Annotated in this window: 27 protein-coding genes; 10 read left to right on the forward strand and 17 right to left on the reverse strand. The window is 67.9% G+C overall.

Annotation, left to right across the window (positions count from 1 at the left end; all coding sequences use genetic code 11):
* Window positions 1–2: 2 nt before the first annotated feature.
* The 3 genes from AC4ELH_RS20540 to AC4ELH_RS20550 all read left to right on the forward strand — a co-directional run bounded on the left by AC4ELH_RS20540 (window position 3) and on the right by AC4ELH_RS20550 (window position 4,576).
* Complete coding sequence (locus tag AC4ELH_RS20540) at window positions 3–3,008, forward strand: bifunctional [glutamine synthetase] adenylyltransferase/[glutamine synthetase]-adenylyl-L-tyrosine phosphorylase (protein ID WP_498886326.1); 3,006 nt, start codon at window positions 3–5, stop codon at window positions 3,006–3,008.
* An 84-nt stretch (window positions 3,009–3,092) separates the two neighbouring features.
* Entirely contained in the window at window positions 3,093–3,722 is a 630-nt protein-coding gene (locus AC4ELH_RS20545) for a PaaI family thioesterase (RefSeq protein WP_448443245.1), read from the forward strand.
* Window positions 3,719–4,576, forward strand: a complete 858-nt coding sequence (locus tag AC4ELH_RS20550) for a TIGR03619 family F420-dependent LLM class oxidoreductase (RefSeq protein WP_498886328.1) — start codon at window positions 3,719–3,721, stop codon at window positions 4,574–4,576. The genes AC4ELH_RS20545 and AC4ELH_RS20550 overlap by 4 nt, the downstream gene beginning before the upstream one ends.
* On the opposite strand, the gene AC4ELH_RS20555 is transcribed toward AC4ELH_RS20550, so the two are convergent.
* The 4 genes from AC4ELH_RS20555 to glnA all read right to left on the reverse strand — a co-directional run bounded on the left by AC4ELH_RS20555 (window position 4,573) and on the right by glnA (window position 7,489).
* Window positions 4,573–4,992 (reverse strand): DoxX family protein, encoded by a 420-nt coding sequence (locus AC4ELH_RS20555; RefSeq protein ID WP_064959830.1) that lies wholly within the window; start codon window positions 4,990–4,992, stop codon window positions 4,573–4,575. The two genes, AC4ELH_RS20550 and AC4ELH_RS20555, sit on opposite strands and share 4 nt — an antisense overlap.
* Window positions 4,993–5,023: 31 nt before the next feature.
* Complete coding sequence (gene dtd / locus AC4ELH_RS20560; protein WP_448443241.1) at window positions 5,024–5,455, reverse strand: D-aminoacyl-tRNA deacylase; 432 nt, start codon at window positions 5,453–5,455, stop codon at window positions 5,024–5,026.
* 45 nt (window positions 5,456–5,500) lie between these two features.
* Entirely contained in the window at window positions 5,501–5,827 is a 327-nt protein-coding gene (locus tag AC4ELH_RS20565; protein ID WP_064884186.1) for a darcynin family protein, read from the reverse strand.
* 225 nt (window positions 5,828–6,052) lie between these two features.
* The gene (glnA, locus tag AC4ELH_RS20570; RefSeq protein ID WP_498886331.1) at window positions 6,053–7,489 is read right to left on the reverse strand and encodes a type I glutamate--ammonia ligase; all 1,437 of its coding nucleotides are present in this window, start codon (window positions 7,487–7,489) and stop codon (window positions 6,053–6,055) included.
* 156 nt (window positions 7,490–7,645) lie between these two features.
* On the opposite strand from glnA, the gene AC4ELH_RS20575 reads away from it, so the two are divergent.
* Window positions 7,646–8,122, forward strand: a complete 477-nt coding sequence (locus AC4ELH_RS20575) for an RDD family protein (RefSeq protein ID WP_064884188.1) — start codon at window positions 7,646–7,648, stop codon at window positions 8,120–8,122.
* Between the two features lie 3 nt (window positions 8,123–8,125).
* Here the strand turns inward: AC4ELH_RS20575 and AC4ELH_RS20580 are convergent, their stop codons facing one another.
* The 3 genes from AC4ELH_RS20580 to lipB are packed head-to-tail and all read right to left on the reverse strand — an operon-like array spanning window position 8,126 to window position 10,509.
* Window positions 8,126–8,878 carry a DUF4191 domain-containing protein gene (locus AC4ELH_RS20580; protein ID WP_064884190.1) on the reverse strand — a complete coding sequence of 251 codons (753 nt, stop codon included), beginning with the start codon at window positions 8,876–8,878 and terminating at the stop codon, window positions 8,126–8,128.
* 4 nt (window positions 8,879–8,882) lie between these two features.
* A complete protein-coding gene (gene lipA / locus AC4ELH_RS20585) occupies window positions 8,883–9,827 on the reverse strand; it encodes a lipoyl synthase (RefSeq protein ID WP_064884192.1) in 945 nt (314 codons plus the stop codon).
* Between the two features lie 4 nt (window positions 9,828–9,831).
* Complete coding sequence (gene lipB / locus AC4ELH_RS20590; protein ID WP_498886334.1) at window positions 9,832–10,509, reverse strand: lipoyl(octanoyl) transferase LipB; 678 nt, start codon at window positions 10,507–10,509, stop codon at window positions 9,832–9,834.
* 69 nt (window positions 10,510–10,578) lie between these two features.
* Here lipB and AC4ELH_RS20595 point away from each other — a divergent pair, with 69 nt between their 5' ends.
* Window positions 10,579–11,070, forward strand: coding sequence for an STM3941 family protein (locus AC4ELH_RS20595; RefSeq protein ID WP_498886336.1), 492 nt, complete (start codon window positions 10,579–10,581; stop codon window positions 11,068–11,070).
* Here the strand turns inward: AC4ELH_RS20595 and AC4ELH_RS20600 are convergent.
* Together AC4ELH_RS20600 and sucB are read right to left on the reverse strand one after the other, a co-directional pair.
* Entirely contained in the window at window positions 11,067–11,975 is a 909-nt protein-coding gene (locus AC4ELH_RS20600; RefSeq protein ID WP_498886338.1) for a TIGR01777 family oxidoreductase, read from the reverse strand. The two genes, AC4ELH_RS20595 and AC4ELH_RS20600, sit on opposite strands and share 4 nt — an antisense overlap.
* Before the next feature lie 25 nt (window positions 11,976–12,000).
* On the reverse strand, window positions 12,001–13,770 hold the full coding sequence (sucB, locus tag AC4ELH_RS20605; protein WP_498886339.1) for a 2-oxoglutarate dehydrogenase, E2 component, dihydrolipoamide succinyltransferase: 1,770 nt from the start codon (window positions 13,768–13,770) through the stop codon (window positions 12,001–12,003).
* A gap of 213 nt (window positions 13,771–13,983) precedes the next feature.
* Between sucB and AC4ELH_RS20610 the strand changes: the two genes are divergently transcribed.
* Window positions 13,984–14,337 carry a hypothetical protein gene (locus AC4ELH_RS20610; RefSeq protein WP_064884200.1) on the forward strand — a complete coding sequence of 118 codons (354 nt, stop codon included), beginning with the start codon at window positions 13,984–13,986 and terminating at the stop codon, window positions 14,335–14,337.
* 67 nt (window positions 14,338–14,404) lie between these two features.
* Window positions 14,405–16,141: an SDR family oxidoreductase gene (locus AC4ELH_RS20615; protein ID WP_498886341.1), complete on the forward strand. Its 1,737-nt coding sequence runs from the start codon at window positions 14,405–14,407 to the stop codon at window positions 16,139–16,141.
* A gap of 4 nt (window positions 16,142–16,145) precedes the next feature.
* On the opposite strand, the gene AC4ELH_RS20620 is transcribed toward AC4ELH_RS20615, so the two are convergent.
* From AC4ELH_RS20620 to AC4ELH_RS20630, 3 genes are read right to left on the reverse strand one after another with little or no spacing between them, the layout of a single operon-like run.
* A complete protein-coding gene (locus AC4ELH_RS20620) occupies window positions 16,146–17,066 on the reverse strand; it encodes a lytic transglycosylase domain-containing protein (protein ID WP_448443228.1) in 921 nt (306 codons plus the stop codon).
* Window positions 17,067–17,092: 26 nt separating this feature from the next.
* The gene (locus AC4ELH_RS20625) at window positions 17,093–18,610 is read right to left on the reverse strand and encodes a leucyl aminopeptidase (RefSeq protein ID WP_498886344.1); all 1,518 of its coding nucleotides are present in this window, start codon (window positions 18,608–18,610) and stop codon (window positions 17,093–17,095) included.
* A gap of 10 nt (window positions 18,611–18,620) precedes the next feature.
* Window positions 18,621–19,703 (reverse strand): adenylate/guanylate cyclase domain-containing protein, encoded by a 1,083-nt coding sequence (locus AC4ELH_RS20630; RefSeq protein WP_498886345.1) that lies wholly within the window; start codon window positions 19,701–19,703, stop codon window positions 18,621–18,623.
* A gap of 54 nt (window positions 19,704–19,757) precedes the next feature.
* Here AC4ELH_RS20630 and gcvT point away from each other — a divergent pair, with 54 nt between their 5' ends.
* Together gcvT and AC4ELH_RS20640 are read left to right on the forward strand one after the other, a co-directional pair.
* Window positions 19,758–20,855: a glycine cleavage system aminomethyltransferase GcvT gene (gcvT, locus tag AC4ELH_RS20635; RefSeq protein ID WP_498886346.1), complete on the forward strand. Its 1,098-nt coding sequence runs from the start codon at window positions 19,758–19,760 to the stop codon at window positions 20,853–20,855.
* Window positions 20,856–20,907: 52 nt separating this feature from the next.
* Window positions 20,908–22,014, forward strand: a complete 1,107-nt coding sequence (locus AC4ELH_RS20640; protein ID WP_064959980.1) for a branched-chain amino acid aminotransferase — start codon at window positions 20,908–20,910, stop codon at window positions 22,012–22,014.
* Here the strand turns inward: AC4ELH_RS20640 and AC4ELH_RS20645 are convergent.
* Genes AC4ELH_RS20645 through AC4ELH_RS20660 form a run of 4 tightly spaced genes read right to left on the reverse strand, consistent with a single transcriptional unit; the run spans window position 22,011 to window position 25,058 of the window.
* Window positions 22,011–22,736, reverse strand: coding sequence for an adenosylcobinamide-GDP ribazoletransferase (locus tag AC4ELH_RS20645; RefSeq protein ID WP_064959981.1), 726 nt, complete (start codon window positions 22,734–22,736; stop codon window positions 22,011–22,013). The two genes, AC4ELH_RS20640 and AC4ELH_RS20645, sit on opposite strands and share 4 nt — an antisense overlap.
* Window positions 22,733–23,803 (reverse strand): nicotinate-nucleotide--dimethylbenzimidazole phosphoribosyltransferase, encoded by a 1,071-nt coding sequence (gene cobT, locus AC4ELH_RS20650; protein WP_498886348.1) that lies wholly within the window; start codon window positions 23,801–23,803, stop codon window positions 22,733–22,735. The genes AC4ELH_RS20645 and cobT overlap by 4 nt, the downstream gene beginning before the upstream one ends.
* Window positions 23,800–24,342, reverse strand: coding sequence for a bifunctional adenosylcobinamide kinase/adenosylcobinamide-phosphate guanylyltransferase (locus AC4ELH_RS20655; RefSeq protein WP_064959983.1), 543 nt, complete (start codon window positions 24,340–24,342; stop codon window positions 23,800–23,802). Before AC4ELH_RS20655 ends, cobT begins: the two co-directional genes overlap by 4 nt.
* A gap of 23 nt (window positions 24,343–24,365) precedes the next feature.
* Window positions 24,366–25,058, reverse strand: coding sequence for a DUF3043 domain-containing protein (locus AC4ELH_RS20660; RefSeq protein ID WP_498886350.1), 693 nt, complete (start codon window positions 25,056–25,058; stop codon window positions 24,366–24,368).
* 154 nt (window positions 25,059–25,212) lie between these two features.
* Here AC4ELH_RS20660 and AC4ELH_RS20665 point away from each other — a divergent pair, with 154 nt between their 5' ends.
* Window positions 25,213–25,569 carry a HesB/IscA family protein gene (locus tag AC4ELH_RS20665; protein WP_064884215.1) on the forward strand — a complete coding sequence of 119 codons (357 nt, stop codon included), beginning with the start codon at window positions 25,213–25,215 and terminating at the stop codon, window positions 25,567–25,569.
* A gap of 20 nt (window positions 25,570–25,589) precedes the next feature.
* On the opposite strand, the gene AC4ELH_RS20670 is transcribed toward AC4ELH_RS20665, so the two are convergent.
* Window positions 25,590–26,216: an Rv0361 family membrane protein gene (locus AC4ELH_RS20670; RefSeq protein WP_064959984.1), complete on the reverse strand. Its 627-nt coding sequence runs from the start codon at window positions 26,214–26,216 to the stop codon at window positions 25,590–25,592.
* Window positions 26,217–26,262 lie beyond the last annotated feature (46 nt).

Raw genomic sequence — 26,262 nt, forward strand, 5'->3', positions numbered from 1 at the left:
TCGTGAACGTGCCCAAGCCTGCAACCGATCGCCCGAAACTGCCCAGCGTCGGTCGGCTCGGTCTGGTCCATCCCCAGGCAGCGGCCCACTTGGAACAGCTCGGCTGGAACACCGAGTCACACGTCGAACTGCTGTGGTCGCTGTCGCGTGCACCGGACGCCGACGTCGCGCTGCTGGCAATGGTGCGGTTGACCGACGCGCTCGGCGCGGACGCCGACGAACTCAACCGGCGGCTCCTGACCGACAAGGCGCTGCGGGGCCGGCTGTTCGGGGTACTCGGATCGTCTCTGGCTCTCGGTGATCACCTCGTCGCCCATCCGGAATCGTGGCGGTTGTTGGCCGGTGCGGTCGACCGCCCCGGCCCCGACGAACTGCACAGTGTCTTCACCGCTGCGGCCCGGGCAGCCGAGATCGACAGGGGCGCAAGCAGTGCCGTGCCCGCGCTGCGGGATCTCTACCGGGACCGACTGCTGGTCCTGGGCGCCCTCGACGTCGCCTCGACCGTCGAGAACGAGCCGGTGCTGCCCTTCGTCGAGGTGGCCGCCCATCTGTCCGACCTGGCCGACGCCGCGCTGGGCGCCGCGCTGACGGTGGCCACCCGCGTCGTGTGCGACGACGGTGTGCAGCCCCGGCTGGCAGTCATCGCCATGGGTAAATGCGGTGCGCGCGAACTGAATTACGTCAGCGACGTCGACGTCATCTTCGTCGGGGAATCGGTCCCGGACGGCGACGGCGACGACAACCTGGCCACCGCGACCCGGGTGGCCGGCGAGATGATGCAGTTCGCCGCCGATGCGTTCTTCGAGGTCGACGCCGCGTTGCGCCCCGAAGGTAAACGCGGACAACTGGTCCGGACACTGGAATCCCACGTCGCCTACTACCAGCGCTGGGCGAAAACCTGGGAATTCCAGGCCCTGCTCAAGGCGCGTCCCGCCGCAGGCGACGCCGAACTGGGCAAGGCCTACATCGAGGCTCTGATGCCGATGGTGTGGACCGCGTGCGAGCGTGAGGATTTCGTTCCCGAGGTTCAGGCCATGCGCCGCCGCGTCGAGGAACTCGTCCCGGCCGGAGTACGGGCCCGCGAGCTCAAGCTGGGCACCGGCGGCCTGCGCGACGTCGAATTCGCGGTCCAGCTCCTGCAATTGGTGCACGGACGCAACGACGACTCACTGCATGTGGCGTCCACCGTTGACGCGTTGGCGGCCCTCGGCGAGGGCGGTTACATCGGCCGCGACGACACCGCCAACATGACGGCATCCTACGAATTTCTGCGACTGCTCGAGCACCGGCTGCAGCTGCAGCGGCTCAAACGCACCCACATGCTGCCCGACGACACCGACGTCGAGGCGTACCGATGGCTGGCCCGGGCGGCGCACGTGCGACCCGACGGCCGGCACGACGCCCAGGGCGTGCTGCGCGAAGAACTCAAGCGGCAGAGCATGCGGGTGTCGCGACTGCACGCCAAGCTCTTCTACCAGCCGCTGCTCGAAACGGTGGGCCAGCCGGCGCTGGGTATCGGCGCAGGCATGAGCACCGAGGCGGCCGAACGTCAGCTTGCCGCACTGGGTTACGAGGGGCCCCAGAGTGCATTGACCCACCTGGCCGCGCTCACGGGCCAGAGTGGGCGTCGGGGCACGGTGCAGCAGGTGTTGCTGCCGACCCTGTTGGACTGGCTGTCGGACACCCCCGACCCGGACGCGGGCCTACTGGCCTACCGCCGGATCAGCGAGGAACTGTCCGAGCAGCGCTGGTACCTGTCGACCCTGCGCGACGAGGGCGCAGTGGCCAAGCGGCTGATGCGGGTGCTGGGCACCTCGGCCTACATCCCCGAACTGCTCATGCGGGCTCCTGAGGTGATCCAGCTGTACGCCGACGGGCCCAACGGCCCCAAACTGCTCGACGGCGATCCCGACAGCCTGGCCCGTGCCCTGGTTGCCTCGGCCGGCCGTCACCCTGACCCGGTGCGCGGCATCGCCGCCGCCCGCACCCTGCGCCGTCGCGAACTGGCCCGCATCGCCTCCGCGGACGTACTGGGCCTGCTCGACGTGACCGACGTGTGCAAGGCACTGACCTCGGTATGGGTTGCCGTGTTGCAGGCCGCACTCGACGCGGTGATCCGGGCCAACACCCCCGAATCCGGCGCGCCCGCACGCATCGCCGTGATCGGTATGGGTCGCCTCGGTGGCGGCGAACTCGGCTACGGCTCCGACGCCGACGTGATGTTCGTGTGCGAACCCAACTCGGGTGTCGAGGAATCGGCGGCCGTGCGCTGGTCGGTGAGTATCGCCGAACAGGTCAGGGCCCTGCTGGGGACACCCAGTGCGGACCCGCCGTTGGAGGTCGACACCGGACTGCGCCCGGAGGGCCGTAACGGGCCCCTGGTGCGCACGCTGGCGTCATATGCGACCTATTACGAGCAGTGGGCGCAGGCGTGGGAGATCCAGGCCCTGCTGCGCGCTCACCGGGTGGCCGGTGATCTCGAGCTCGGCGAACGATTTCTGCTCATCGCCGACAAGACGCGTTACCCCGCCGGTGGGGTGTCGGCCGAAGCGGTCCAGGAGATCCGCCGGATCAAGGCACGTGTGGACGCCGAACGGCTGCCCCGCGGCGCGGACCCCAACACCCACACCAAGCTGGGCCGTGGCGGACTGGCCGACGTCGAGTGGACCGTACAGCTGCTCCAGCTGCGTTACGCGCACAATCTGCCTGCGCTGCACAACACTTCGACCTTGCAGACCCTCGACGCGATCGGTGCGGCCGAGCTGGTCGCCGAGAGTGACGTCGAATTGTTGCGCGAGGCCTGGCTGACGGCCACGCGGGCGCGCAACGCACTGGTCCTGGTGCGCGGCAAACCCACCGATCAGCTGCCCGGGCCGGGCCGCCAGCTCAACGCGGTCGCGTTGGCGGCCGGGTGGGGCAGCGACGACGGCGGGGAGTTCCTGGACAACTACCTGAGGGTGACGCGGCGGGCGAAGGGTGTGGTCCGGAAAATTTTCGGCGGGGAGTAGCCGAGGCCGAATTGGGCCCCGCGTGCAGGACGTCCCAGTGGCTGGTGTTAATAAGGGCATATAACCAATTCACTGGGAGTCCGGATGCAGCACACGTTCGACGTCATCAGCGCAGCCGAGCACGAACGGCTCGAGGCGCTCTACGAACCCTTTGCCCGGGCGATGCGCGAACTCGTCGACGCCGGCGTGCGAACCCAGGTGGACCCGCAGTCCATCGCCGAGGCAACCGCGGCCGTCGAGGCCGTCACCGCCTCGCTGCGCCGCGAACAGCGCGACGGGCCACACGCCTTGCTTCATGCCGAGACCAACCGCCCGGTGGTGTGGGCCAACCCGGTCGTCGGACTGCGCAACGCTCTGGCCCCGCCGCTGGTGATCGAGCATGCCGAGGACGGCAGCTGCTGGAGTGAATTCGTGCTGGGCGCCGCCTACGAGGGGCCGCTGGGCTGGGTGCACGGCGGCATCTGTGCGCTGGTGCTCGACCATATTCTCGGCGAGGTGGCCAGTGGGGGACTGAACGAGCCGCGCTACACGGGGACCATCACGTGCCGGTACAACCGCGGCACTCCATTGGGGCCGCTGCGCGCCGAGGCCTACATCGATCGGACCGAAGGTGTCAAAACCTTTGCGCGGGGCCACATCAGCGACGGCGACGGGATCACCGTCGAGGCGGAAGGCGTCTTCATCACCCCGGCGTGGGCGCGGGACGCCGGATGAAGTTCTACGTGAGCATGGCCTTCATGGACACCCGGGAGGCCGTCGAAGTGGCCAGGGCCGCAGACGATCTCGGGTACGACGGGATGGGCATCCCGGATCACGTGGTGAACCTGGAGACGCTGTCGACACCGTATCCGTACACCAAGGACGGCAAGCGGCGCTGGGAGGCATTCACCGACTGGCCGGACCCATGGGTGATGATCGGCGCCCTGGCGCTCGTCACCACCAGGTGCAAGTTCGTCACGACTGTCTACCTGCCCGCGATGCGTGACCCGTACTCCGCCGCGAAAGCCATCGGCACCGCGGCCTATCTGGCCGACGGGCGGCTGGAACTCGGCATCGGCGTCGGCTGGTGCGAGGAAGAGTTCGACCTGCTGGGCCAGCAGTTCGCGCGACGCGGCAAGCGCACCGACGAGATGCTCGAGCTGATGAAGAGGCTGTGGGAGCCCGGCTGGACCGAGTTCTCCGGCGAGTTCTATTCCACGCCCCGGCTCGAGATGGAGCCCACCCCGCCGCGGATCCCGATCTACGTCGGCGGTCTGTGCGACATCGCGCTGCGGCGCGCGGCGCGCCACGACGGCTGGATCGGCGATCTGATCTCCACCGATGACGCCCTGCAGCGAGTCGATCGGTTGCGCGAGCTACGTGCCGAAAAGGGTTTGACGATGGATGATTTCACCATCATCACACCGCTGACCGACGCCTTGACTCCCGAGCACTACGCGCGTGCGGAGGCCGGTGGGATTCAGGGCATCATCACCATGCCGTGGATGTTCTACTCCGGGCCCTCGGCGACCCTGGCCGAGAAGATCGACGGACTGAAGCGCTTCCGCAAAGACCTCGCGCTGGACTAGGCGGCAAGCCGCTTGCGGCGCGTGGCGTCCAACGCGTAAGCGCCACCACCGATTGCGGCGAGCAGCAGGAAGCCGAAGCAGTACAGCACGGCGAGTTCGCCGCCGTTCTCGATCGGCCACAGGCCCTTGGGCTGGTGCTCGGTGAAGTAGGCAAAGGCCATCTGGCCCGCGGCGATGAACGCGGCGATCCGGGTGAACAGCCCGACTGCGATCAGCAGGCCGAGGACCAACTCGAGTACACCGGCGTACCAATACGGCCAGGTGCCCACCGGGACAGCGCCGCTCCCCGAATCGACGGGCCAGGCAAAGAGTTTGGATGCACCGTGGATGGCGAACAGCAGACCGAACACGACGCGGAACAAGCTGATGACAGCAGGAGAAATTGAGCTCAGTCGGCTGTCCAAGTTGGTCGTCATGTGCCGACAATACTCGCCGTCCGCAGAAAACTCACAGCTCCAGCAACACCGTTACCGGCCCGTCATTGACTAGTTCCACCTTCATGTGCGCCCCGAAAACTCCTGTTTGCACAACCGCACCCAATTCCTTGAGCGCGTCCGCGAACTCCGCCACCAGAGGTTCAGCAACGGCACTGGGTGCGGCCGCGTTCCACGACGGGCGCCTGCCCTTCTCGGTGTTGGCGTACAGCGTGAACTGGCTGATCACCAGGATGGGTGCGCCAACGTCCGCCGCGGACTTCTCACCGTCGAGAATCCGCAACTGCCAGAGCTTTTCGGCCATCCGCCGGGCCTTGGCGACGTCATCGTCATGGGTCGCCCCGACCAGGGCGACCAGCCCCTGCGGGGTCGGCTCGATCGCGCCGACGATTTCGCCGTCGACCGCAACATTGGCCGATGTCACCCGCTGCACCAGAACCCGCATCGGTCCATTGTGCTTTCGGCGCTGAGCCGGCCGCCGGTCGGGTGCCTACCCGAGGGCGGATCTGCCGTAGTTGTCCGCGTACGCGTTCGCCACGCCAGGCAGGATCTCGACGATGGTGAAATAGCGGTCCCACAGTGGTGTTTCGCGAAGTTCCTCGACCGCGAGCTCGTACTCGTGCGGATCGGTGGTCTCCCACAGCAGGAGGTCGGTGACCCTGGCGGTGTAGAACTCCGTGTCGTACCAACGGAAATTCACTGCGGGGTGTCGATCGAGTATCGGTTGCAGGTGCCGGGCCAGTTCATCGAAGCGTTTGGCCACCGGGAATCCGAGCCATTCCGGATTGGTCTTGACCAACATGAAAACCGTGAACATTGTGAACCTCGTTCTCTCATCTGTGAATACGACCGGAGAGAAACGAAAAGGCCAACGAATCTCTCCGTTGACCTGTGAGGTTGTCAGCACCGCAAGCTGATTGCGCTCGCGTTGGTTAGGTTAGCCTAAAACTGTGGCCCCCGGCAAGAACCGGGGGCCACAGTCTGAGCGACTTGGACGTCGCGTCGGCGGTGCCGACTTAAACGTCGCGTCGGCGGTGCCGACTTACACGTCGTAGTACAGGCTGAACTCGTACGGGTGAGGCCGGATCTGGATCGGCATGATCTCGTTCTCCCGCTTGTAGGAGATCCAGGTCTCGATCAGGTCCTCGGTGAACACGCCGCCCTCGGTGAGGTACTCGTGATCCTCTTCGAGCTTGTCGATCACCGCGGCCAGCGAGGTCGGGGCCTGCGGGATGTTGGCGGCCTCGTCCGGCGGCAGCTCGTAGAGGTCCTTGTCGACCGGGGCGAGCGGCTCGATCTTCTTCTTGATGCCGTCGATGCCGGCCATCAGCATGGCCGCGAACGCCAGGTACGGGTTACCCGAGCTGTCCGGGCAGCGGAACTCGAGGCGCTTGGCCTTCGGGTTGTTGCCGGTGATCGGGATACGGACGCAGGCCGAGCGGTTGCGCTGGCTGTAGACCAGGTTGATCGGGGCCTCGTAGCCCGGCACCAGACGCTTGTAGGAGTTCACCGTCGGGTTGGTGAACGCCAGCAGCGACGGGGCGTGGTGCAGGATGCCGCCGATGTAGTGGCGGGCGATGTCGGACAGGCCCGCGTAGCCGGACTCGTCGTGGAACAGCGGCTTGCCGTCCTTCCACAGCGACTGGTGGGCGTGCATACCGGAACCGTTGTCACCGAACAGCGGCTTGGGCATGAAGGTGACGGTCTTGCCGTTCTGCCACGCGGTGTTCTTGATGATGTACTTGAACAGCAGCACGTCGTCGGCCGCGTGCAGCAGCGTGTTGAACTTGTAGTTGATCTCGGCCTGACCGGCGGTGCCCACCTCGTGGTGGCCGCGCTCCAGGGTGAACCCGGCGTTGATCAGGTTGGTCGACATCTCGTCGCGCAGGTCGACGTAGTGGTCGTACGGCGCCACGGGGAAGTAGCCACCCTTGGGGCGGACCTTGTAACCGAGGTTGGGGCGGCCGTCGGCCTCGGAGGGCTCGCCGGTGTTCCACCACGCGGACTCGGAGTCCACCTCGTAGAAGGTGCCGTTCATCCGGGAGTCGAAGCTCACGGAGTCGAAGATGTAGAACTCGGCCTCGGCACCGAAGAAACAGGTATCGGCGATACCGGTGCTGGCCAGGTAGTTCTCCGCCTTGCGGGCCACGTTGCGCGGGTCACGGGAGTAGGCCTCGCGGGTGAACGGGTCGTGCACGAAGAAGTTCAGGTTCAGCGTCTTGGCGGCGCGGAACGGGTCGATGCGGGCGGTGTCGGGGTCCGGCAGCAGCATCATGTCGGATTCGTGGATCGACTGGAACCCGCGGACCGACGAGCCGTCGAATGCGAGACCGTCCTCGAACACGCTCGTGTCGAACGCCGACGCCGGGATCGAGAAGTGCTGGACGACGCCTGGCAGATCGCAGAAGCGAATGTCGACATACTCGACGTTCTCGTCCTTGATCAGCTTGAAGATGTCGTCGGACGTCTTTTCTGCCACTTCAGTGTTCTCCTTTACTGGTAACCCGCGGGTTGACGCTAAGGACACGATGTTGCGCAGTCGTCAACCATATGTTGCGCGCAAGTTACGCGATGACCGTTCTCTGTGACATGAGCTACTCGCCGCAACCAAACCGGCCACGCCTATTCTGGCCCTATGGCGCGCACGATGGGAACTTGGCTGTCCGGACCTTCCTCCGAACCCGCCAGTGGATATCCGGGAGAGCGGCTCGGACTTCCCCAGCAGGGGCCCGGGTCGATCGCCCGATTCGGCCGACGCGTCGGTGCCATCCTGGCCGACTGGCTGATCTCGCTGGGCCTGACGGCGGTGCTGGCGGTGTCGTTCGGGCTCATGAGTCGCGACCAACTGCTGTACTCGCTGGACTTCCGGAACATCGCGCTGCTGGTGTGGTTGGTCATCGGGGTCGCCGCGGTGCGCTTGTTCGGCTTCACCCCCGGCCAGTACCTGCTGGGTCTGGCGGTGATCCCGCTCGACGGCCGCGACCATGTCGGGTTGGGCCGGGCGCTCACCCGCAACCTGTTGATCGTGCTGGTCATCCCGGCGCTGTTCACCGACGAGGACCACCGAGGTCTCCATGACCTGGCATCGAAGACCGCGGTGGTGCGGCGCTAGAACCTAGCGCCGACGCACCGTGCGCTGCACGCCACGCATCTTCGCGCCGGCGGGCATCGGACCCTTGGGCATCCCGGCCGGACCGGACTTGGTGCCCAGTGCGGCGAGCCGGGACTCGATCGAGTCCATCTGCTTGACGGTGATGTTGGCCGGCAGCTTGTTCAGGTGGCGCTCCAGCTTCGACAGCGGCACCTCGCCCTCGCCGTTGCCGACGACGATGTCGTAGATCGGGATCTCGCCGACCAGGCGAGCGGTGCGCTTCTTCTCCTGCGCCAGCAGTGGCTTGACGCGGGTGGCCGAACCCTCACCGACGAAGATCACACCGGGACGACCGATCACCCGGTGCACTGCGTCGAAATGACCCGTCGCGGCGACGCCGGGGGTGACCCGCCACTTGCCACGCAGGTTGTCCAGTGCCCAGGCCGCGGCACCCGTCTGGCCCTCGGCCTTCTTGTACACCGACTTCTGGGCCCGGCGGCCGAAGATGATGAACGCGACGAGCGCGCCGAGCACCACACCGAGCGGGACCATCGTGTACATGGTGAACCCGCCGATGAGCAGGCCGGCGACCACAGCGGCAGCGACGATCAGCACGAACGCGCCGATCATGTACGGCAGCAGGCGCTTGTCCTCTTTGCGCTGGATCTGGAATGCCTGCCACAGCTGACTGCGCCGCTGTTTCGAGGCCGCCTTGCGGGCAGCCTTCGCCTCGGCCTTTGCCGCCTTGGTTTCTGCGGCATTGCGGGTTTTCGCCATTACTTCAGGATACGGGGGGTTGATCCGCGAACCGAACCCGCGCGGCCTGGGCATAGAGCCGGCCCGCGCGGTAGGACGAACGGACCAGTGGTCCGGCCAGTACACCGGCGAATCCCAGGCCCTCGGCATAGCTCGACAGCTCGACGAACTCGTCGGGGTGGACCCAGCGTTCGACCGGGTGGTGGCGGGGGGAGGGCCGCAGGTACTGGGTGATGGTGACGATGTCGCAGCCCGCGTCGTGCAGGTCGCGCAGTGCGGTGTGCACCTCGTCGATCGTCTCGCCCATCCCGAGGATCAGGTTCGATTTGGTGACCAGACCGAAGTCGCGGGCAGAGGTGATGACCGCAAGGCTGCGGTCGTAGCGGAACGCCGGACGAATGCGCTTGAAGATGCGCGGCACGGTTTCGACGTTGTGCGCGAACACTTCTGGGCGCGACTCGAAAACCTCTTCAAGCTGTGCGGGCTCTCCGTTGAAGTCCGGGGCCAACAACTCCACGCCGGTGTTCGGGTTCAGGGCATGGATCTGACGGACCGTCTCCGCGTACAGCCACGCCCCGCCGTCGGGCAGATCATCACGGGCCACCCCGGTCACGGTCGAGTATTTCAGCCCCATCGCCTGCACGCTCTCGGCGACCCGGCGCGGCTCGTCGCGGTCCAGATCGGCCGGCTTGCCGGTGTCAATCTGGCAGAAGTCGCAGCGGCGCGTGCACTGCTCGCCGCCGATCAGGAACGTGGCTTCCCGGTCCTCCCAGCATTCGAAGATGTTGGGGCAACCCGCCTCCTCGCACACCGTGTGCAGACCTTCGCGGCGAACCAGACCCTTGAGTTCGGTGTACTCCGGACCCATCTTGGCCCTGGTCTTGATCCACGGTGGCTTGCGTTCGATGGGCGTCTGCGCGTTCCGCACTTCCAGACGCAGCAGCTTCCGACCTTCAGGCACCACAGTCACTGGTTCATCCTACGTTCAGCGCTACTTCCAGGCGTCCGTCGAGCGCGTCGGACACAGCAGCGGCGACCCGGTCGGTGACGTCCTCGACGGTGATGCGACGGCCGAGTTCTGCCGTCAGCGATGTCACACCGGCATCCGCGATTCCGCACGGCACGATCGACGAGAACGCCGACAGGTCGCAGTCACAGTTCAGCGCGAACCCGTGCAGCGTCGTCGCCCGGGACACCCGGATGCCGATCGCGCCGACCTTGCGGGCCGGGCGCAGCCCGTCACCGGCGACCCACACGCCCGACCGTCCCTCGACCCGGCCCGTCTGCAGATCGAGATCCGCGCACACGGTGATGAGTGCTTCCTCAAGGCGCCGAACGAAATTCACCACGTCGAGCGGCTCGGTCAGCCCGATGATGGGGTAGCCCACCAACTGTCCGGGGCCGTGCCAGGTGATCTTGCCTCCGCGGTCCGTGTCGACGACGGGAGTGCCGTCCAGCGGGCGTTCGTGCGGCTCGGTGCGCTTACCGGCGGTGTAGACAGCCGGGTGTTGCAGCAGCAGCAGAGTGTCGGGCCCGCCGGCCACCCTGGCATCGGCGATCTCGCGCTGTAGTTCCCAGGCGGCTTCGTAATCGATCGTCCCCAGCTGCCGCACCGCCACCGGAGCAGTCGCCGAGCGGATGGATGCTGCCATGATCGTCCACGCTACTCGCGCGCAAAATTGCTGCCCGGCGCAGGGGTTGACGCCGAGTAAGGTCGGATGGTGCCGGAATTCTCTGCCCGATATTCGCCGTGGCGATTGTTGATGTTGACGGTGCTCGGCGTACTGATGGGCGCAATGTCGGCCTGGGTGGCGAGCTCGGCCGAGGCTTCCCTGCTGCACAAAGCTGTCGGTGCCTGCGGCACCCTGTTCTTCCTGGGCGCGGCGGTCATCACCGCGGTCCGGTTGTTCGACCGCCGTGAGCAGCTTTCGGTGTCGCCCGACGGCATCTACTACAAGCAGTGGTCCGAGGCGGTCATCCCGTGGGACGAGATCGTCGGCGTGACGGTGTGGAAGTACCGGCGGCAGCGGGCGATCATCCTGCATCTGGTCGACCCCCGCCGATTCCCGTCGACCACACTGCTGGGCAGGGTCGCCCGGGCCAACCGGCGGCTGACCGGAGGCGACATCGCGATATCGCTGACTCATATGAACCGCGGCTTCGACGAGGCGATGACGGTGATCGAGGACTACCGGGCTACGTCGGCTCGCTAATCCTCGGGTGCGGCGGTGGCATATGTCAATGCCTCGCCGACGGTGTTGTGGTGGAAGCTGAAGCCGGCCCGCTCCAGGGCGGCGGGGATCGCGCGCTGGCCGATGAGCAGTCCCTCGTCGGCAATCTCGCCGAGCAGCGTGCGCAGCGCGAATCCCGGGACCATCACCGGGGTGGGCCGGTTGAGCGCCCGGCCCAGTGCGGCGGTGAACTCGGCATTGGTCACCGGGGCCGGACCGGTGAGATTGACCGGTCCGGACAGGCTTTCGGTCGTCATCGCGAACAGCACCGCGCGGACCTCGTCCTCAAGGCTGATCCACGGGATGTACTGCCTGCCGTTGCCCAGCCTGGCGCCCAGGCCGAGAGAGAACAGCGGCTTGAGCCGGTTCACCATGCCGCCCGACGGGGACATGACCAGCCCGGTACGCAGCAGCACCACCCGACAGCCGGCGGCGACGGCCGGCGCGGTCGCCGCTTCCCAGTCTGCGCACAGCCCGGCAAGGAAACCGCGCCCTTCGGGCGCGGACTCGTCGGTCACCCGGTCCCGGGTGTCGCCGTAGTAGCCGACCGCGCTGGCATTGATCAGCACCGGCACCCCGGCATCGGCCACCGCCCCGGCCAGCACCTCGGTGGGGCCGATCCGGCTGTCGCGCAGGCTCTGCTTGAAGGCGCCCGACCACCGTTTGTCGCCGACGCCGACGCCGCAGAGGTTCACCACCGCGTCCACGCCATTCAGCGCGCCGGCGTCGAACTCGCCGGTGTCGGGATTCCAGAACAGCTCGTCGCCGTTCGATGGTGCCCTGCGTACGATCCGGAGCACCCGGCGATCGGCAGCGCGCAGCGCTGACACCAGCGCCGAACCGATCAGACCGGATGATCCCGCTATCGCGATGACGGCGTCCGCCACAGTGGGGAGCCCCTCCTAACGGCGTTTACAGCCCGAGGTCGGCCTCGAAAGCACCTTCTTCGAGCCTGCGCTTGATGGTGGTCACGAACCGGCCGGCATCTGCGCCGTCGATCAGCCGGTGGTCGTAGGTCAGCGGCAGGTAGCACACCGAGCGCACACCGATCGACTCATTGCCGTACTCGTCGGAGATCACCCGCGGACGCTTGACGATCGCCCCGGTGCCCAGCATCGCCGCCTGCGGCGGCACCAGGATCGGGGTGTCGAACAGCGCGCCCTGGCTGCCGATGTTGGTGATGGTGAACGTGCCACCGGACAACTCGTCTGGCTTGAGGTTGCCCGACCGGGCCCGAGCCGCGATGTCGGAGATGGCACGCGCCAACCCGCCCAGCGACAGATCACCAGCGTTGTGGATCACCGGAGAGAGCAGACCCTGATCGGTATCGACCGCGAAGCCGAGGTGCTCGGCGTCGTAGTAGGTGATCTCCTTGGTGTCCTCGTTGTAGCTCGCGTTGATGTTCGGGTGGATCTTCAACGCATCGATGACGGCGCGGGCGATGAACGGCAGATAGGTGAGGTTGACACCCTCGCGCTCGGCGAAATCTGCCTTCGCCCGGGCCCGCAACGCCACGATCTTGGTCATGTCGACCTCGTGGGTCTGGGTCAACTGCGCAGTCGCCTGCAACGATTCCCGCGTCTTCTTCGCGGTGATCTGGCGAATCCGGTTGGCCTTCTGCGTCGTTCCGCGCAGGTGCGCCAACGCCGGGGACGGGGCCGCCGACGCGGCGGCGGGTGCGGCCGCGGCAGGGGCCGCCGGTGCGGCCGGAGCCGGGGGAGCCTTTTTGGCCTCGGCCGCGGCGAGCACATCCTGCTTGCGGACGCGTCCGCCGACACCGGTGCCCTTCACCGATGCCAGGTCGACACCGTTCTCCGCGGCCAACTTTCGCACCAGCGGGGTGACGTACGGCGAGCCGTCTCCGGCTGCCGCCGGGGCCGCGGGCGCCGGAGCCGCGGGAGCCTGCGCGGCAGGGGCTGGCTCGGCCTTGGGCTCGGGCTTCGGCTCTGGTTTCGGTTCGGGCTTGGGCTCCGGTTTCGGTTCAGGCTTCGCTTCGGGAGCAGGCGCTTCGGGAGCAGGAGCAGCGGCCGGCGCCGCGGAGGCGTCACCGATCTTCGCCAGCTCGCCGCCGACGGCCACTGTGTCGTCCTCTTCGGCGGTGATCTCCAGCAGGGTGCCGGCCACCGGGGACGGGATCTCGGTGTCGACCTTGTCCGTGGACACCTCGACGAGCGGCTCGTCGACGCCGACCGAGTCGCCGATCTTCTTGAGCCAGCGGGTGACGGTGCCCTCGGTGACCGACTCACCCAACTCGGGCATCACGACGGTGGTGGCCGACCCGGAGGCGGCGGGCGCCGGAGCGGACGGGGCCGGCTGTGCCGGGGCCGCGGGCTCCGGGGCCGCAGTCTCGGCAGGGGCGGCCGACGGCTCGGTGGCCTGGGGCTGCGGCTCGGGTTCCGGCTTGGCTTCCGGCTCGGAGGCGGGTGCTGCCGAGGCTTGTTCGCCGGCCTCGCCGATGACCGCGAGCTCGCCACCGATCTCGACGGTGTCGTCCTCCTGGGCGACGATCTTCGTCAGCACACCCGCGGCGGGCGACGGGATCTCGGTGTCGACCTTGTCCGTGGACACCTCCAGCAGTGGCTCGTCGAGTTCGACGGTGTCGCCCTCTTGTTTCAGCCAGCGGGTGACGGTCCCCTCGGTGACGCTCTCACCTAGCGCGGGCATCTGGACGGAGATGGCCATGTATTGACTCCTCGGACGGTCACTTGTGACGACTCGAACTCTGGCTTACCACAGCTAGGTGCACTGGGTACGGCACCTAGGTGGATTGTCGGAACCATCCTGTCACTGCAGCAACATTCGCACTCACTCAGGGTTGCCGATCCTCTGGCACTATCGAGTGAGGGTTTGCAGGGCGGTTCGTCGAACTTCCCCAGAGCTGAGGAGATCCGTCCGTTGGGCCTGTTCGATACGTTTCGCCGAAACCGGTCGGCGCGCGGATCCGGCAGCGACCAGGCCGGGGACCTGCAGTATCTGCAACGTTGGGTGGCCGAGCATGTCGGGGTCGAGGCATTCGTCGAACCCCGCACCACCGTCACGGAGGTGACGGTCGTGCTCGTTGCTGCGGACGGAGAATGGACGCGGCGCCGCACGGGTGGCGAGGCGGGTGCGCGGAGGCTCAGCGAGCGTTTGCAGATCCCCGTGTACGACGTGCAGAAGGTCGGATATCCGCAACGGATGCGGGACTACGACGCGCGTCGACGCATCGAACGGCAGCGCGCCATGTACCGCGAACTCGACGACCGTTAGAGTCAAGGCAACCGGTACCTCCGGTATTGGATACTGTTCGTCACAGGTACCTCGTGGAGGATGGACTATGCAGCGCTTCGTCGACAGTTCGGACGGAACCCGTATCGCGGTTTACGAGCAAGGGGACCGGCAGCGCCCCACGCTGGTGATGGCCCATGGCTGGCCGGACTCGCATGTGCTGTGGAACGGCGTCACGGGCGAACTCGAGGACCGCTTCCATATCGTGCGGTACGACAACCGCGGCGCCGGGGCCTCGGATGTCCCCAAGGCGGTCAGGGCCTACCGGATGGACCGATTCGCCGACGACCTGTCTGCGGTGATCGACGCGGTGAGCCCCGGCCGCCCCGTGCACGTGCTGGCCCACGACTGGGGTTCGGTCGGCGTATGGGAGTACCTGAGCCGACCCGAGGCCTCCGAGAAGGTGGCGTCCTTCACGTCGGTGTCGGGACCCAGTACCGACCACTACGGGTCGTTCGTGCGCGGCCGGCTCGCCCGCCCGTACCGGCCCATCCGGTTCGCCAAGGCGGTAAACCTGGCCTCGCGGTTCAGCTACTGGATCCCGTTCTCGGTCCCCGTCGTCGCGCCGGTCCTGATGCGGCGCGGTGCCGCGCGTCGACTGCAGGCCATCGACACCGCGGGCCCCAAATTCCAGTCCGAGGCGCTTGACACCGATGCGGCGAACGGCCTGAAGATCTACCGCGCCAATGCGATTCGCTCGTTCACGACTCTGCGGAGCGATCACTATGTGACGGTGCCCGTGCAGTTGATCTGCAACGACCACGATCCCGTGGTGCGTGGACACGGCTACGACGAGGCGTCCAAGTGGGTGCCGCTGCTGTGGCGCCGGGACCTGAAAGCCGGCCACTGGGCGCCGTTCTCACACTGGCGGGCCATCGCCAACGCGACAGCCGATCTGATCGATCACATCGAGGGTGCCCCGGCCTCCCGCGCCTTGCGGCGTGCTCAGGTCGGCCGCTCGCGTGATCCCTTCAGCGACACACTGGTTTCGGTGACCGGTGCGGGCAGCGGCATCGGCCGTGCCACCGCCCTGGCCTTTGCCGCACAGGGCGCCGAACTGGTGGTCAGCGATATCGACGAGGCTTCGGCCAAGGCCACCGCCAACGAGATCGCCGCGCGCGGCGGCGTGGCCCACGCCTACGGACTCGACGTGTCCGACGCCGAGGCCGTGGAAAGCTTCGTCGAGCAGGTCTGCAGCACCCACGGCGTGCCCGACGTGGTGGTCAACAACGCCGGAATCGGCCACGGCGGCAAGTTCCTCGACACCCCGGCCGAGCAGTTCGACCGGGTGCTCGATGTGAACCTCGGGGGAGTCGTCAACTGCTGCAGGTCATTCGCCCGACGCCTCGTCGACCGGGGTACCGGTGGCCACATCGTCAACGTGGCCTCGATGGCCGCCTATTCGCCGTCGGCTTCGATGAACGCCTACTCGACCAGCAAGGCCGCGGTGTTCATGTTCTCCGACTGCCTGCGCGCCGAATTGGACGCGGCGGGAGTCGGTTTGACGACGATCTGCCCGGGCATGATCGACACCAACATCATCGACACCACCCGCTTCGACGTCCCTGCCGAAAAGCAGGACCAGGTGGAGCAGTTGCGCGCGGCGACCAAGAAGGCCTTCGCCGCGCGGCGCTACGGGCCGGACAAGGTGGCCAAGGCCATCGTCGCCGCGGTCCGCAAGGACAAGGCGATCCGCCCCGTCACCCCGGAGGCCTATGCCGCCTACGGCGTGGCACGGCTGGTGCCCTCGGCGCTGCGCCGGGTGGCGCGGTCGGGGTCGCTGTAAATCGCTACTGCGGGTGGGCCGTCAGATACTCGCCGACGGATATCCGCGACTCCGCGGCGTACCCGATGGGCAGCAGCACGTCCCCTGCGGTGGAGACGTAGTACACATCCCAGCGGTAGAACGCGCCGAAAGCCGCCGGATCGGCGGCCATCGCGGCGGCGTAGTCGGTGACCGCTCGCACGTACTCGTCGGCGTTGTTGTACCGGAACAGGGCGTGGTCGGGGTCGTGGGAAAAACCGTTGGCGGCCAAGTAATTTCCGGCGGCCATGATGCTGTCCCGGGGTGAGTGGATGTCGCCGCCCAGGCCGTACGCGGCGAACGTGGAGGGCATGAACTGCATCGGCCCCTGCGCGCCGGCCGAGCTGTCGCCGGTGACGCTGCCGAAGTGTGTCTCGATCAGGTTGATCGCCGCGAGGTAATTCCAGCCCACGCCGGAGGCCGCCTCGGCCTCGCGGTACGCGTCCAGGAGCAGCTCAGCCGGAGCCGGCGGGTTGATGCGCCACGCAGGCAGCGTGTCCTTGGGTTCGGCCAGCGTGGCGAGTTGCCGACGCGCATCGACGTTGTGGTCGTAGAACGCGACCAGTTCCGCGGGGATGCGGGGCCGGATGATCGCGTCCCATTCGGGGTGGCGGCCGATCGCGCGGTAGGCGACCTGCTGACGCCGGGCCGCCTGTGTCAGCGTCGTCTCCGGTGTCGACGGAGCACGGAGGGCACGCTCGTCGGCGATGAGATCCTGCGCCAGCCGGGCCGGATCCGGCGCCAGGCGGGGCTGCGCTCCGGCGGGGGTCGCCGGCGCGGCCGGGTGCGTCGACGGTGCGGCCGCACTCGTGGAGGCCCCCGGCGGCGGGTTCGACGTTCCCGAACAGCCGGCGAGAGCTGCGCCCAACGTGAAGAAGATCGCGAGGCTCCGAAGAAATCTCGCCATCTTGTTCACGTTGGGCGGGAACATGATCAGCCGTTGTCGGCGATATCCTCCAGGACCGCGAACATCGTCCGCGTCGGCACGCCGGTGCCGCCCTTGGGTGTGTAACCCCAAGGGCCGCCGGTGTTGTAAGCCGGGGCGGCGATGTCGATGTGCGACCACTGGACCCCGTCGGCGACGAACTCGCGGAGATACGTGCCCGCCACCAGCATCCCGGCGTAGCGGGACCCGCTGACATTGGCCAGGTCCGCCACCGAGGACTTGAGGTCGTCCTTGAGTTCCTCGGGCAACGGCATGGCCCAGCCGTTCTCGCCGACGGACTGCGACAGCGTCGCCACCCGGTCGCGGAATTCGTCGCTACCCATCACACCCGGCGTGCGGGAACCAAGGGCCACGGTCTGCGCGCCCGTCAGGGTGGACGTCTCGATCAGGTAATCCGGCTCGTCCTCGCACGCACGCACGATCGCGTCGGCCAGGATCAGACGACCTTCGGCGTCGGTGTTGAGCACCTCGACGGTGATCCCGCCGTACTGGGTCAGCACATCGCCCGGGCGTTGCGCGGTCGACGACGGCATGTTCTCGGCCATCGGCACGGTAGCGATCACCTCGATCGGCAGGTTCTGCCTGGCGGCCAGCACCACGGTCGCGATGACCGCGGCGGCGCCACCCATGTCCGAGGTCATGTGATGCATGTTGGCGGCCGGCTTGATCGAGATGCCGCCGGTGTCGAACGTGATGCCCTTACCGACGAGCGCGACGCGCTTGGCCTTCTTGCCCTTTGCGCCCCGGTGGGTCAACCGCACCAGGCGCGGCGGGCGCGACGATCCCTTGCCGACACCCACGATGCCGCCGTAGCCGGCCTTGGCCAGAGCCTTGTCGTCCAGCACCTCGACCTCAAGCCCGGCGTCCTCACCCAAAGCTCTTGCGCGCTTGGCGAATTCGTCCGGAAAAAGGTGGCTCGGCGGGGTGTTGACGAAATCCCGGGCCGTCGCGACCGCCGAAGCGATGTCCACCGCGCGCTGCGCTTCCGCCTTGGTGGCGGCCTTGGTGTCGGCGGCCAGCGCGGTGATCGCGGTCAACCCGGCATCGGTGGGTGCGGTCTTGGCGCTGCGGAAGTCACTGAATCGGTAGGCGCCCAGGATCAATCCCTCGACGGCCGCCTCCAGGTCGATCGCCGACAGCGACGTCACCACCGTGGCGACCTTGTCCAACGCGCGTGCTGCGGTGCCGGCGGCCCGGCGGATCGTGTCGGCCGACCACTCGTCGCGCGGCTTACCCAGGCCGACGGTCAGCACGCTGGCAACCGGAAGCGACGCGACCACCAGGCGGTGCGTCTGGCCCTCGCCGCCGGTGGCTCCCAGCGCCTGCAGGCTGGATTCCACGGCGGCGACCGCGTCGTCATCGAGGTAGGGCCCCACGGCCAGGACCTTGGGCCCGGCGTCGTCGCTGACGACGCCGATGACAAGGACGGCCTCGGCGACCCCCTTGCGGGGCAACGACGAGCTGACAGTGACGGTGGGGGCCTGGTAGCCGGGTGCGCTGCTCACCCCGTTCACCCTAGAGTCCGGCGAGCGGATACGCCGTGACCGGTGCGTCGAACCCTTTCAGGGTCAGCGCCTGCGCCGCGGCGAACTGTCGGCGCGGCAGGAGATCGTGCAGGGACTCCGACACCAGGATCTGGCTGGGTGGCGCGATGCCCACCAGCCGCGCCGCGCGATTGACGGTGTTGCCGAAGTAGTCGCCGCCGATGGCTAGCGCGGGACCGAAGTCCACTCCTGCCCGCACGTGCAGGCCCGTCTCACGTACCCGCGGGTGCGTGACCAGGTCGACGGCCACCTGGGCCAGCTGTTCGGGTTCGTAACCCACCCACATCACGGCGTCGCCGATGAACTTCACCACCCGGCAGTCGCGGGCGTGGACGATGTCGGAACTCGTCGAGCTGAACTCGTTGAGCAGGGCCGACAGTTCGGTGGTGGTCAGCATCTGGGTGAGTGCGGTGAAACCGGAAAGATCGGCAAAACCGATGCCACACAACACGCCTGAGGATCCCTCCTGCAGGACGTGCTCGAAGTAACGCCGTGTGCTCATCAGATGGTGACGGTGCACGGCGTCGATCATCGAGCCGATGCGGGGAATGAACCGGGCCGCGGCCCGGTAGGCCTTGGCGGTGGTGAGCTCGTCATGGGAATGCTCGAGCTGGATGTCGGGGGTGCCGGCCCGGCTCATCGACGAGATGGCCTCGGACAACCTCGCCATGCCCGAACCCACCACTCGAAGCAACCCTGTGGCCTCGACGTCTCCCACCAGCACGCGCATCTCGGCCCAGGTGCGCAGCGCCTCCACGTCGGCCGTGCTCAGAGTCTTTACGTCGCATCCGGCGACGGTCAGGCCGAGCGCTGCCCACGCGCGTTCCACGTCGGCCAGCGGAACCTCGATCATCGCGGCCACATCGGCCAGGCAGTACTCCGGCGGCCCCGACCACTGCAGGACATCGCCGGCCAGGCCGAACAGCCGGCCGCGGGATTCGGCCTCGATCATCTCCTCGGCGGTGAACCCGAGACCGTCCAGATACTCGATGAGCGGGGCGCGCCTGCGGGCGTCGGCGATCCCGCCGGATTCCAGCGCATCGAAATCGACCACCAGGTAAGTGTGCAGTTTGGTGGAGGGATCAGGCGTGCGGTTTAGGGTGAACTCGTGAGTGACGACCTGCTGCACGGACCGTTGGAAGACCGCCACCGCGAACTGGGGGCCAGTTTCGCCGAGTTCGGCGGATGGCTGATGCCGGTGTCCTACGCCGGGACCGTCTCCGAGCACAACGCCACGCGTGAGTCCGTCGGCCTGTTCGACGTCAGCCACCTCGGCAAGGCACTGGTCAAGGGGCCGGGTGCGGCGGCCTACGTCAACGCGGCCCTCACCAACGACCTGAACCGGATCGGACCGGGCAAGGCGCAGTACACCCTGTGCTGCACCGAGTCGGGCGGCGTGATTGACGACCTGATCGCCTACTACGTCTCCGACGACGAGATCTTCCTCGTGCCCAATGCCGCGAACACCGCGGCTGTCGTCGCCGAACTGCGCAAGAACGCCCCCGACGGGCTGACCATCACCGACGAGCACCGCTCCTACGCCGTGCTGGCCGTGCAGGGGCCGAAGTCCGCCGAGGTGCTCGACGCGCTGGGGCTGCCCACCGACATGGACTACATGGGCTACGCCGATGCCGAATACGACGGTGTGTTCGTCCGGGTGTGCCGCACCGGCTACACCGGCGAGCACGGCTACGAACTGCTGCCGGCCTGGGACCGCGCCGGCGTGGTGTTCGACGCACTGGTGGCGGCCGTGCGCGCAGCCGGTGGCGAGCCGGCGGGCCTGGGCGCCCGCGACACCCTGCGCACCGAGATGGGCTACCCGCTGCACGGACACGAACTGTCGCTGGACATCTCGCCGCTGCAGGCCCGCTGCGGCTGGGCGATCGGGTGGAAGAAGGACGCGTTCTGGGGCCGCGACGCGCTGCTGGCCGAGAAGGAGGCCGGGCCGGCTCGTGTGCTGCGCGGCCTCAAGGCCGTCGGCCGCGGAGTGCTGCGCGCCGATCTCGCGGTGCTCGACGGGGACACCCGGATCGGGACCACGACATCGGGAACGTTCTCGCCGTCACTGAAAGTCGGTATCGCGCTGGCGCTCATCGACACCGCCAACGACATCGCCGACGGGCAGCGGGTGAGTGTGGACGTGCGTGGCCGCGCCGTCGAATGCGAAGTGGTCAAGCCGCCGTTCGTGGCCCCGCACACCCGCTGAGCTCCTGCTCCCGCGGGGAAATGCGCTAGCGACCGGGCGATACAATCGCTGCATGACTAGCGGCCATCTCGAGTTCACGGTTTCAGCCAACGCGAATCCGGCGACCGATGCGGTACGCGACTCCATCCTGGCCAACCCAGGCTTCGGCAAGTACCACACCGACCACATGGTGGCCATCGACTACACCGCCGGACAGGGCTGGCACGACCCGCGGGTGGTCCCGTACGGGCCGATCGAGCTCGACCCCTCGGCCATCGTGCTGCACTACGCGCAGGAAGTGTTCGAAGGGCTCAAGGCCTACCGCTGGGCGGACGGCTCGATCGTGTCCTTCCGGCCGGAGTCCAACGCCGCGCGGCTGCAGGCGTCTTCGCGGCGGCTGGCCATCCCGGAACTTCCCGAGGACGTGTTCATCGAGTCGCTGCGCCGGCTCATCGCGGTCGACGAGGCGTGGGTGCCCGCGGCCGGCGGTGAGGAGTCGCTGTACCTGCGGCCGTTCGTGATCGCCACCGAGCCGGGCCTGGGCGTGCGCCCGGCCAACGAGTACCGCTACCTGGTGATCGGCTCGCCGGCCGGGGCGTACTTCAAGGGCGGCATCAAGCCGGTCAGCGTGTGGCTGTCGCACGAGTACGTGCGCGCGTCACCCGGTGGCACCGGTGCGGCCAAGTTCGGCGGCAACTACGCGGCCTCGCTGCTCGCGCAGGCGCAGGCCGCCGACAACGGGTGCGACCAGGTGGTGTGGTTGGACGCGATCGAGCGCCGTTACGTCGAAGAGATGGGCGGGATGAACCTGTTCTTCGTCTTCGGCAGTGGTGGTTCGGCCCGGCTCGTCACCCCGGAGCTGTCCGGCTCGTTGCTGCCGGGTATCACGCGAGACTCGTTGCTGCAGTTGGCAACCGATGCCGGATTCGCGGTCGAGGAACGCAAGATCGATGTCGACGAGTGGCAGAAGAAGGCCGCCGCGGGTGAGATCACCGAGGTGTTCGCCTGCGGTACGGCCGCGGTGATCACCCCGGTTTCCCACGTGAAACACGCCGACGGCGAGTTCACCATCGCCGACGGACAACCGGGCGAGATCACCATGGCCCTGCGTGACACCCTGACCGGGATCCAGCGCGGCACCTTCGCCGATACGCACGGCTGGATGGCGCGGCTGAACTAGCCGATCGCCAGCCCGAGCGCGGTCAGCGTCGTCGTCACCTCGACGGCGGCGCCCAGCACGTCGCCGGTGATGCCACCAAACCGTCGCACACAGTGGGCGACCAGCAGCGCCGAACAGCCCACGGCCACCAGCACCACGGCCGGGCCCTGCCACATCCGGGGACCCGCCCATGCGGCCAGGACAGCAACGGCGCCCACCCAGGCCGCCACGACGGCCACCGGCTGGGTGCCGGCCACCGCGCCACCCAGTGAGCTGCCCGCCGCGGCGGGCACCGAACGGCGGCAGGCGACGACCGCCGCGACGCGTCCGGCAGTGACGGAGACGACGACGGCGACCGCGCTGAGTTGAGCGAATGCCATTGCCTGACAACCGATCACCACGATGACCGCGGCGACCCCGAACGGCCCCGCCGAACCGTCACGCATGACCGCCAGTGCCCGTTCCGGGGGGCCGTAGCACCCAAGACCGTCGACGGTGTCGCAGAACCCGTCGATGTGCAGCCCGCGGGTGGCCAGCAGGAGCACCGCCACCGCCAGGAGGCCGGGCAGTGCACCACCGGTGCCGAAGGCCCACTGGCCGCCGGCCACCACCGCGGCCGCGAGTGCGCCCAGCATGAGGCCGGCCACGGGCAGCGCGGTGAGGGCGCCTCGACCGATGCCGGCCGAAGTTCGCACCGGTAGCACCGTGCCGAATGCGAACGCCCCGCCGAGCGCGGAAATCATGATGTTGATTCGAGCGATCCGGCCACTGCGGCCTCGTCGAAGGTGGCCATCGAGGCCAGGGTGGCGATCGCAGCCCGCACGATCGGCAGCGCCACCGCGGCGCCGGTACCTTCGCCCAGACGCATGCCGAGGTCGACGATCGGCTCCAGTCCCAGCTGTGACAGCGCCAGGCTGTGGGCCGGTTCGGTCGACCGATGGCCCGCCTGCCACCACGCCTGCGCACCCGGTGCCAGCTTCTCGGCCACAAGGGCCGCGGCCGTCACCACCATGCCGTCCAGCAGCACCGGGGTGCGTCGCACCGCGGCCTGGGCCAGGAACCCGGCCATCGCGGCCAGGTCGGCACCGCCGCACACCCGCAACAGACCCACCGGATCGCTGGTCACCGATCGGGCCCGGTACAGCGCGTCGCGTACCGCGCCGGTCTTGCGCATCCAGCCTTGGTCATCGATACCGGTGCCTCGGCCGACGACCACGACAGGTTCGGTTCCAGTCAGTGCTGCCACCAAAGTTGTTGCTGCCGTGGTGTTTCCGATTCCCATATCGCCGGCGATCAGCAGATCGGCCCCGGCGTCGATCTCTTCGTCGGCGATTTGGCGCCCTGCCGAGATTGCCGCGACCGCTTCCTCTTCGGTGAGGGCATCCTCGACCGCGATGTTGCCCGAGCCGCGGCGGATCTTGTGGGCGCCGACCGCGGGGGACAGCGGCTCGTCACAGTCGACGGCCATGTCGGCGACACGGACCGTGGCCCCGGCCACCTCGGCCAGTACGTTGATCGCGGCGCCGCCCGCGTCGAAGTTGGCCACCATCTGTCCGGTCACCGCGGCCGGAAAAGCCGAAACGCCTGCGGCGGTGACCCCGTGGTCGGCCGCGAACACCACCACGCGGGCCCGGGTGAGCGCCCGCGGCGGGCACACGCCCTGACACGAGGCCGCCCAGACCGCGAGGTCTTCCAGCCGACCGAGGGAGCCGGGCGGTTTGGTGAGCCGGGCCTGGCGGGCTCGTGCCGCCGCGGCCGCCTCGGCATCTGGTGCAGAGACCGCGGCGAAGGCCTCGTCCAATTGCGTCATGACGGCTCCTTCACCGTGAGCGGTTGGCCGGCCACCACCAGCACCACGCGGTCGCACACCGCGGCCAGACGCTGGTTGACCGTGCCCAGTTCATCGGCGAACCGGCGTCCCGCCTCGGTGGCAGGCACCACCGTGAGCCCGACCTCGGGGCTGACCAGGACCAGGGGAGCGGTGAACGCGTCCACCGCCTGCACAAGGACGTCGACTTCGCGGTCCACGGGTGATCCGGTCCAGGCGCCGAGGCGGTCCATGGTCGCGGTCAGCCAGCCACCGATGTCGTCGACGAGTGTTGCGGTGCCCGGAATCTCGCCCGCGCCGGAGTTCAGAGCCCCGGACAGATCAGAGGTCTCCACGGTGTGCCAGTGCGCGGGCCGACGCACCTGGTGTGCGCTCACGCGGTCGGCCCAGGCCGGATCACCGTCGCCGCCGGGCCCGGTGGCCAGGTAGCACACCGGTGCCTCCCCGGCAGTACGGGCGATCGCCGCCTCGGCCCACTGCGATTTACCCGAGCGGATACCGCCGAGCACCAGGGTGCGCACTCCTCAGGCCGCCTGGAATGGCATCAAGAGATCTTGTCGCCGCGTTCGACCGCCGGCCGCGGCGCGCGCATGCGGCGCAGCTGCGACGCCCGGCTGGCTGCGTAAAGCCCGAGCTTCCAACCACTTTCGGTGTTGTCGGGGAACTTCTCGTCCACCATGTGATTCACCTTGCGGCCGACGATGAACCCGTCGATGAGCATGATGACGACCAGGATCAGCATCGCGTAGGACAGAATCTGCTGGAACTTCAGCGACGGCAGCGCAAGCATGAAGAAGATCATCGCCAGGGCGGCGGGCATGAACAGGCCCAGCACGTTGCGGCGGGAGTCGACGATGTTGCGGACATAACGGCGAACCGGGCCCTTGTCGCGGGGCAGCAGGTAGGACTCCTCGCCGGCCATCATCTTCTCGCGGCGATCGGACATGTCGGCCCGGCGGGTGAGCCGCTCGATCTTGCGTTCTTCCTTGGACAGCTTGGGCCCGCGCAGCTCCTTGCGGCGCTGCCGCGCCTCGGCGGAGGTCAGCGGTGCCGGTGCGACCGGGCCGCGCCGCTTGCTCGCCTCGTTGCGTTTGGGTGTCGGCCTGCCCTTGGGGGCGGTGCCTGAGGTCGCAGCACCGGCCGTTGATTCGGCGGTCGGTGCGGCCGACCCGTTGACGACCTGGTCGGTTCCGGAGGATTCGCCTTCGTTGTCCTTCTTGCGGCCCAGCAGCTTCACGACTGCCAGGTTACTGCCCGCCGCAGGTGACCCGGCCACATGCCCCGGCCTGTGGATAAGTCGGGAATAGCGTCGGAACAAGGTACCGTTGAGGTAGTAGACGCGCGGTACGTCCTCGCGTTTCCTTGATGCCCAGGGATGTTTAGGGAGAGCTATGACTGTTCAGGACGCCACCTCCACCGAAACCCACGGTGTGACCCTGTCCGACGCTGCGGCGACGAAGGCGAAGGCGCTGCTGGACCAGGAAGGCCGCGACGACCTCGCGCTGCGTATCGCGGTTCAGCCGGGCGGCTGCGCCGGCCTGCGCTACAACCTGTTCTTCGATGACCGCACCCTCGACGGCGACCTCAATGCCGAGTTCGGCGGCGTGAGGTTGGTCGTCGACCGGATGAGCGCGCCGTACGTCCAGGGCGCCACCATCGACTTCGTCGACTCCATCGAGAAGCAGGGCTTCACGATCGACAACCCGAACGCCACCGGCTCCTGCGCCTGCGGCGACTCCTTCAACTGACGTGAGCTGACGCCCAGCGGTCAGTACTGACCGCTGGTGCGCAGTACATACGAGCACACCAGAACGTGCTCGTTCTTCCCGTCTTTCTGCACCAGTAGCTGTGCTACGCCCTGCTGTTCCTGGCCGCTGGAGCTTTGGCCTCGGGTCGACCCGCTGGCCGGTGCGACCCGCATGGTGAACAGCACCTGGGCCTGCGTGGTGGACCACGGCACATTCGCGTCGATGCCCGTCACCTCGACGTGGCTGAACTGCTTCTGAAATGCGTCACTGGCCAGGCCGGCCACTGCGAGGTCTGCCTTGCGATCTTTGACCCCGTCGTACAGCCCGCACAGGGTGTGCCGCGCAATGGTTTCGTCATCCCCGTCGAGCAGCGCGTCGAGGTACTCCTGGATCGCGGCCTGTGCCCGCGCGTCGGAGACCACCACCGGTGCCGCGGGTCCACGCCGGCCCGCGACCAGCACCGCCGTCAGCACCCCTCCCACTGCCGCCACCACCAGCAGCGCCGCCAGAATCTTGGGCCAGCGCCGCCGTGTGGGGTAGGGCACCGGCGGCGGGAGCGTCCCGGGATATGCCGACGGTTCGGTCGGCACCGGCTCGGGATAGGGCTGGGGCGGAATGTGCTCGGGGTACTGGTAAGAACCAGTCATCAAATGACGCTCCCCGCGTGATCTGGAGGTGGGTCAGCCGTCTACG

The sequence above is a fragment of the Mycobacterium shunyiense genome (assembly GCF_058270075.1).

Coding starts and splice junctions, on each gene's coding strand:
- lipB (WP_498886334.1), bottom strand. CDS start 10,509: ATGGCAGCATCCATCCGCTCGGCGACTGCTCCGGTGGCGGTGCGGCAG.
- AC4ELH_RS20640 (WP_064959980.1), top strand. CDS start 20,908: ATGACTAGCGGCCATCTCGAGTTCACGGTTTCAGCCAACGCGAATCCG.
- AC4ELH_RS20620 (WP_448443228.1), bottom strand. CDS start 17,066: ATGGCGAGATTTCTTCGGAGCCTCGCGATCTTCTTCACGTTGGGCGCA.
- AC4ELH_RS20580 (WP_064884190.1), bottom strand. CDS start 8,878: ATGGCGAAAACCCGCAATGCCGCAGAAACCAAGGCGGCAAAGGCCGAG.
- AC4ELH_RS20550 (WP_498886328.1), top strand. CDS start 3,719: ATGAAGTTCTACGTGAGCATGGCCTTCATGGACACCCGGGAGGCCGTC.
- AC4ELH_RS20555 (WP_064959830.1), bottom strand. CDS start 4,992: ATGACGACCAACTTGGACAGCCGACTGAGCTCAATTTCTCCTGCTGTC.
- AC4ELH_RS20575 (WP_064884188.1), top strand. CDS start 7,646: ATGGCGCGCACGATGGGAACTTGGCTGTCCGGACCTTCCTCCGAACCC.
- AC4ELH_RS20565 (WP_064884186.1), bottom strand. CDS start 5,827: ATGTTCACGGTTTTCATGTTGGTCAAGACCAATCCGGAATGGCTCGGA.
- AC4ELH_RS20615 (WP_498886341.1), top strand. CDS start 14,405: ATGCAGCGCTTCGTCGACAGTTCGGACGGAACCCGTATCGCGGTTTAC.
- AC4ELH_RS20670 (WP_064959984.1), bottom strand. CDS start 26,216: ATGACTGGTTCTTACCAGTACCCCGAGCACATTCCGCCCCAGCCCTAT.
- cobT (WP_498886348.1), bottom strand. CDS start 23,803: ATGACGCAATTGGACGAGGCCTTCGCCGCGGTCTCTGCACCAGATGCC.
- AC4ELH_RS20665 (WP_064884215.1), top strand. CDS start 25,213: ATGACTGTTCAGGACGCCACCTCCACCGAAACCCACGGTGTGACCCTG.
- AC4ELH_RS20545 (WP_448443245.1), top strand. CDS start 3,093: ATGCAGCACACGTTCGACGTCATCAGCGCAGCCGAGCACGAACGGCTC.
- dtd (WP_448443241.1), bottom strand. CDS start 5,455: ATGCGGGTTCTGGTGCAGCGGGTGACATCGGCCAATGTTGCGGTCGAC.
- sucB (WP_498886339.1), bottom strand. CDS start 13,770: ATGGCCATCTCCGTCCAGATGCCCGCGCTAGGTGAGAGCGTCACCGAG.
- AC4ELH_RS20645 (WP_064959981.1), bottom strand. CDS start 22,736: ATGATTTCCGCGCTCGGCGGGGCGTTCGCATTCGGCACGGTGCTACCG.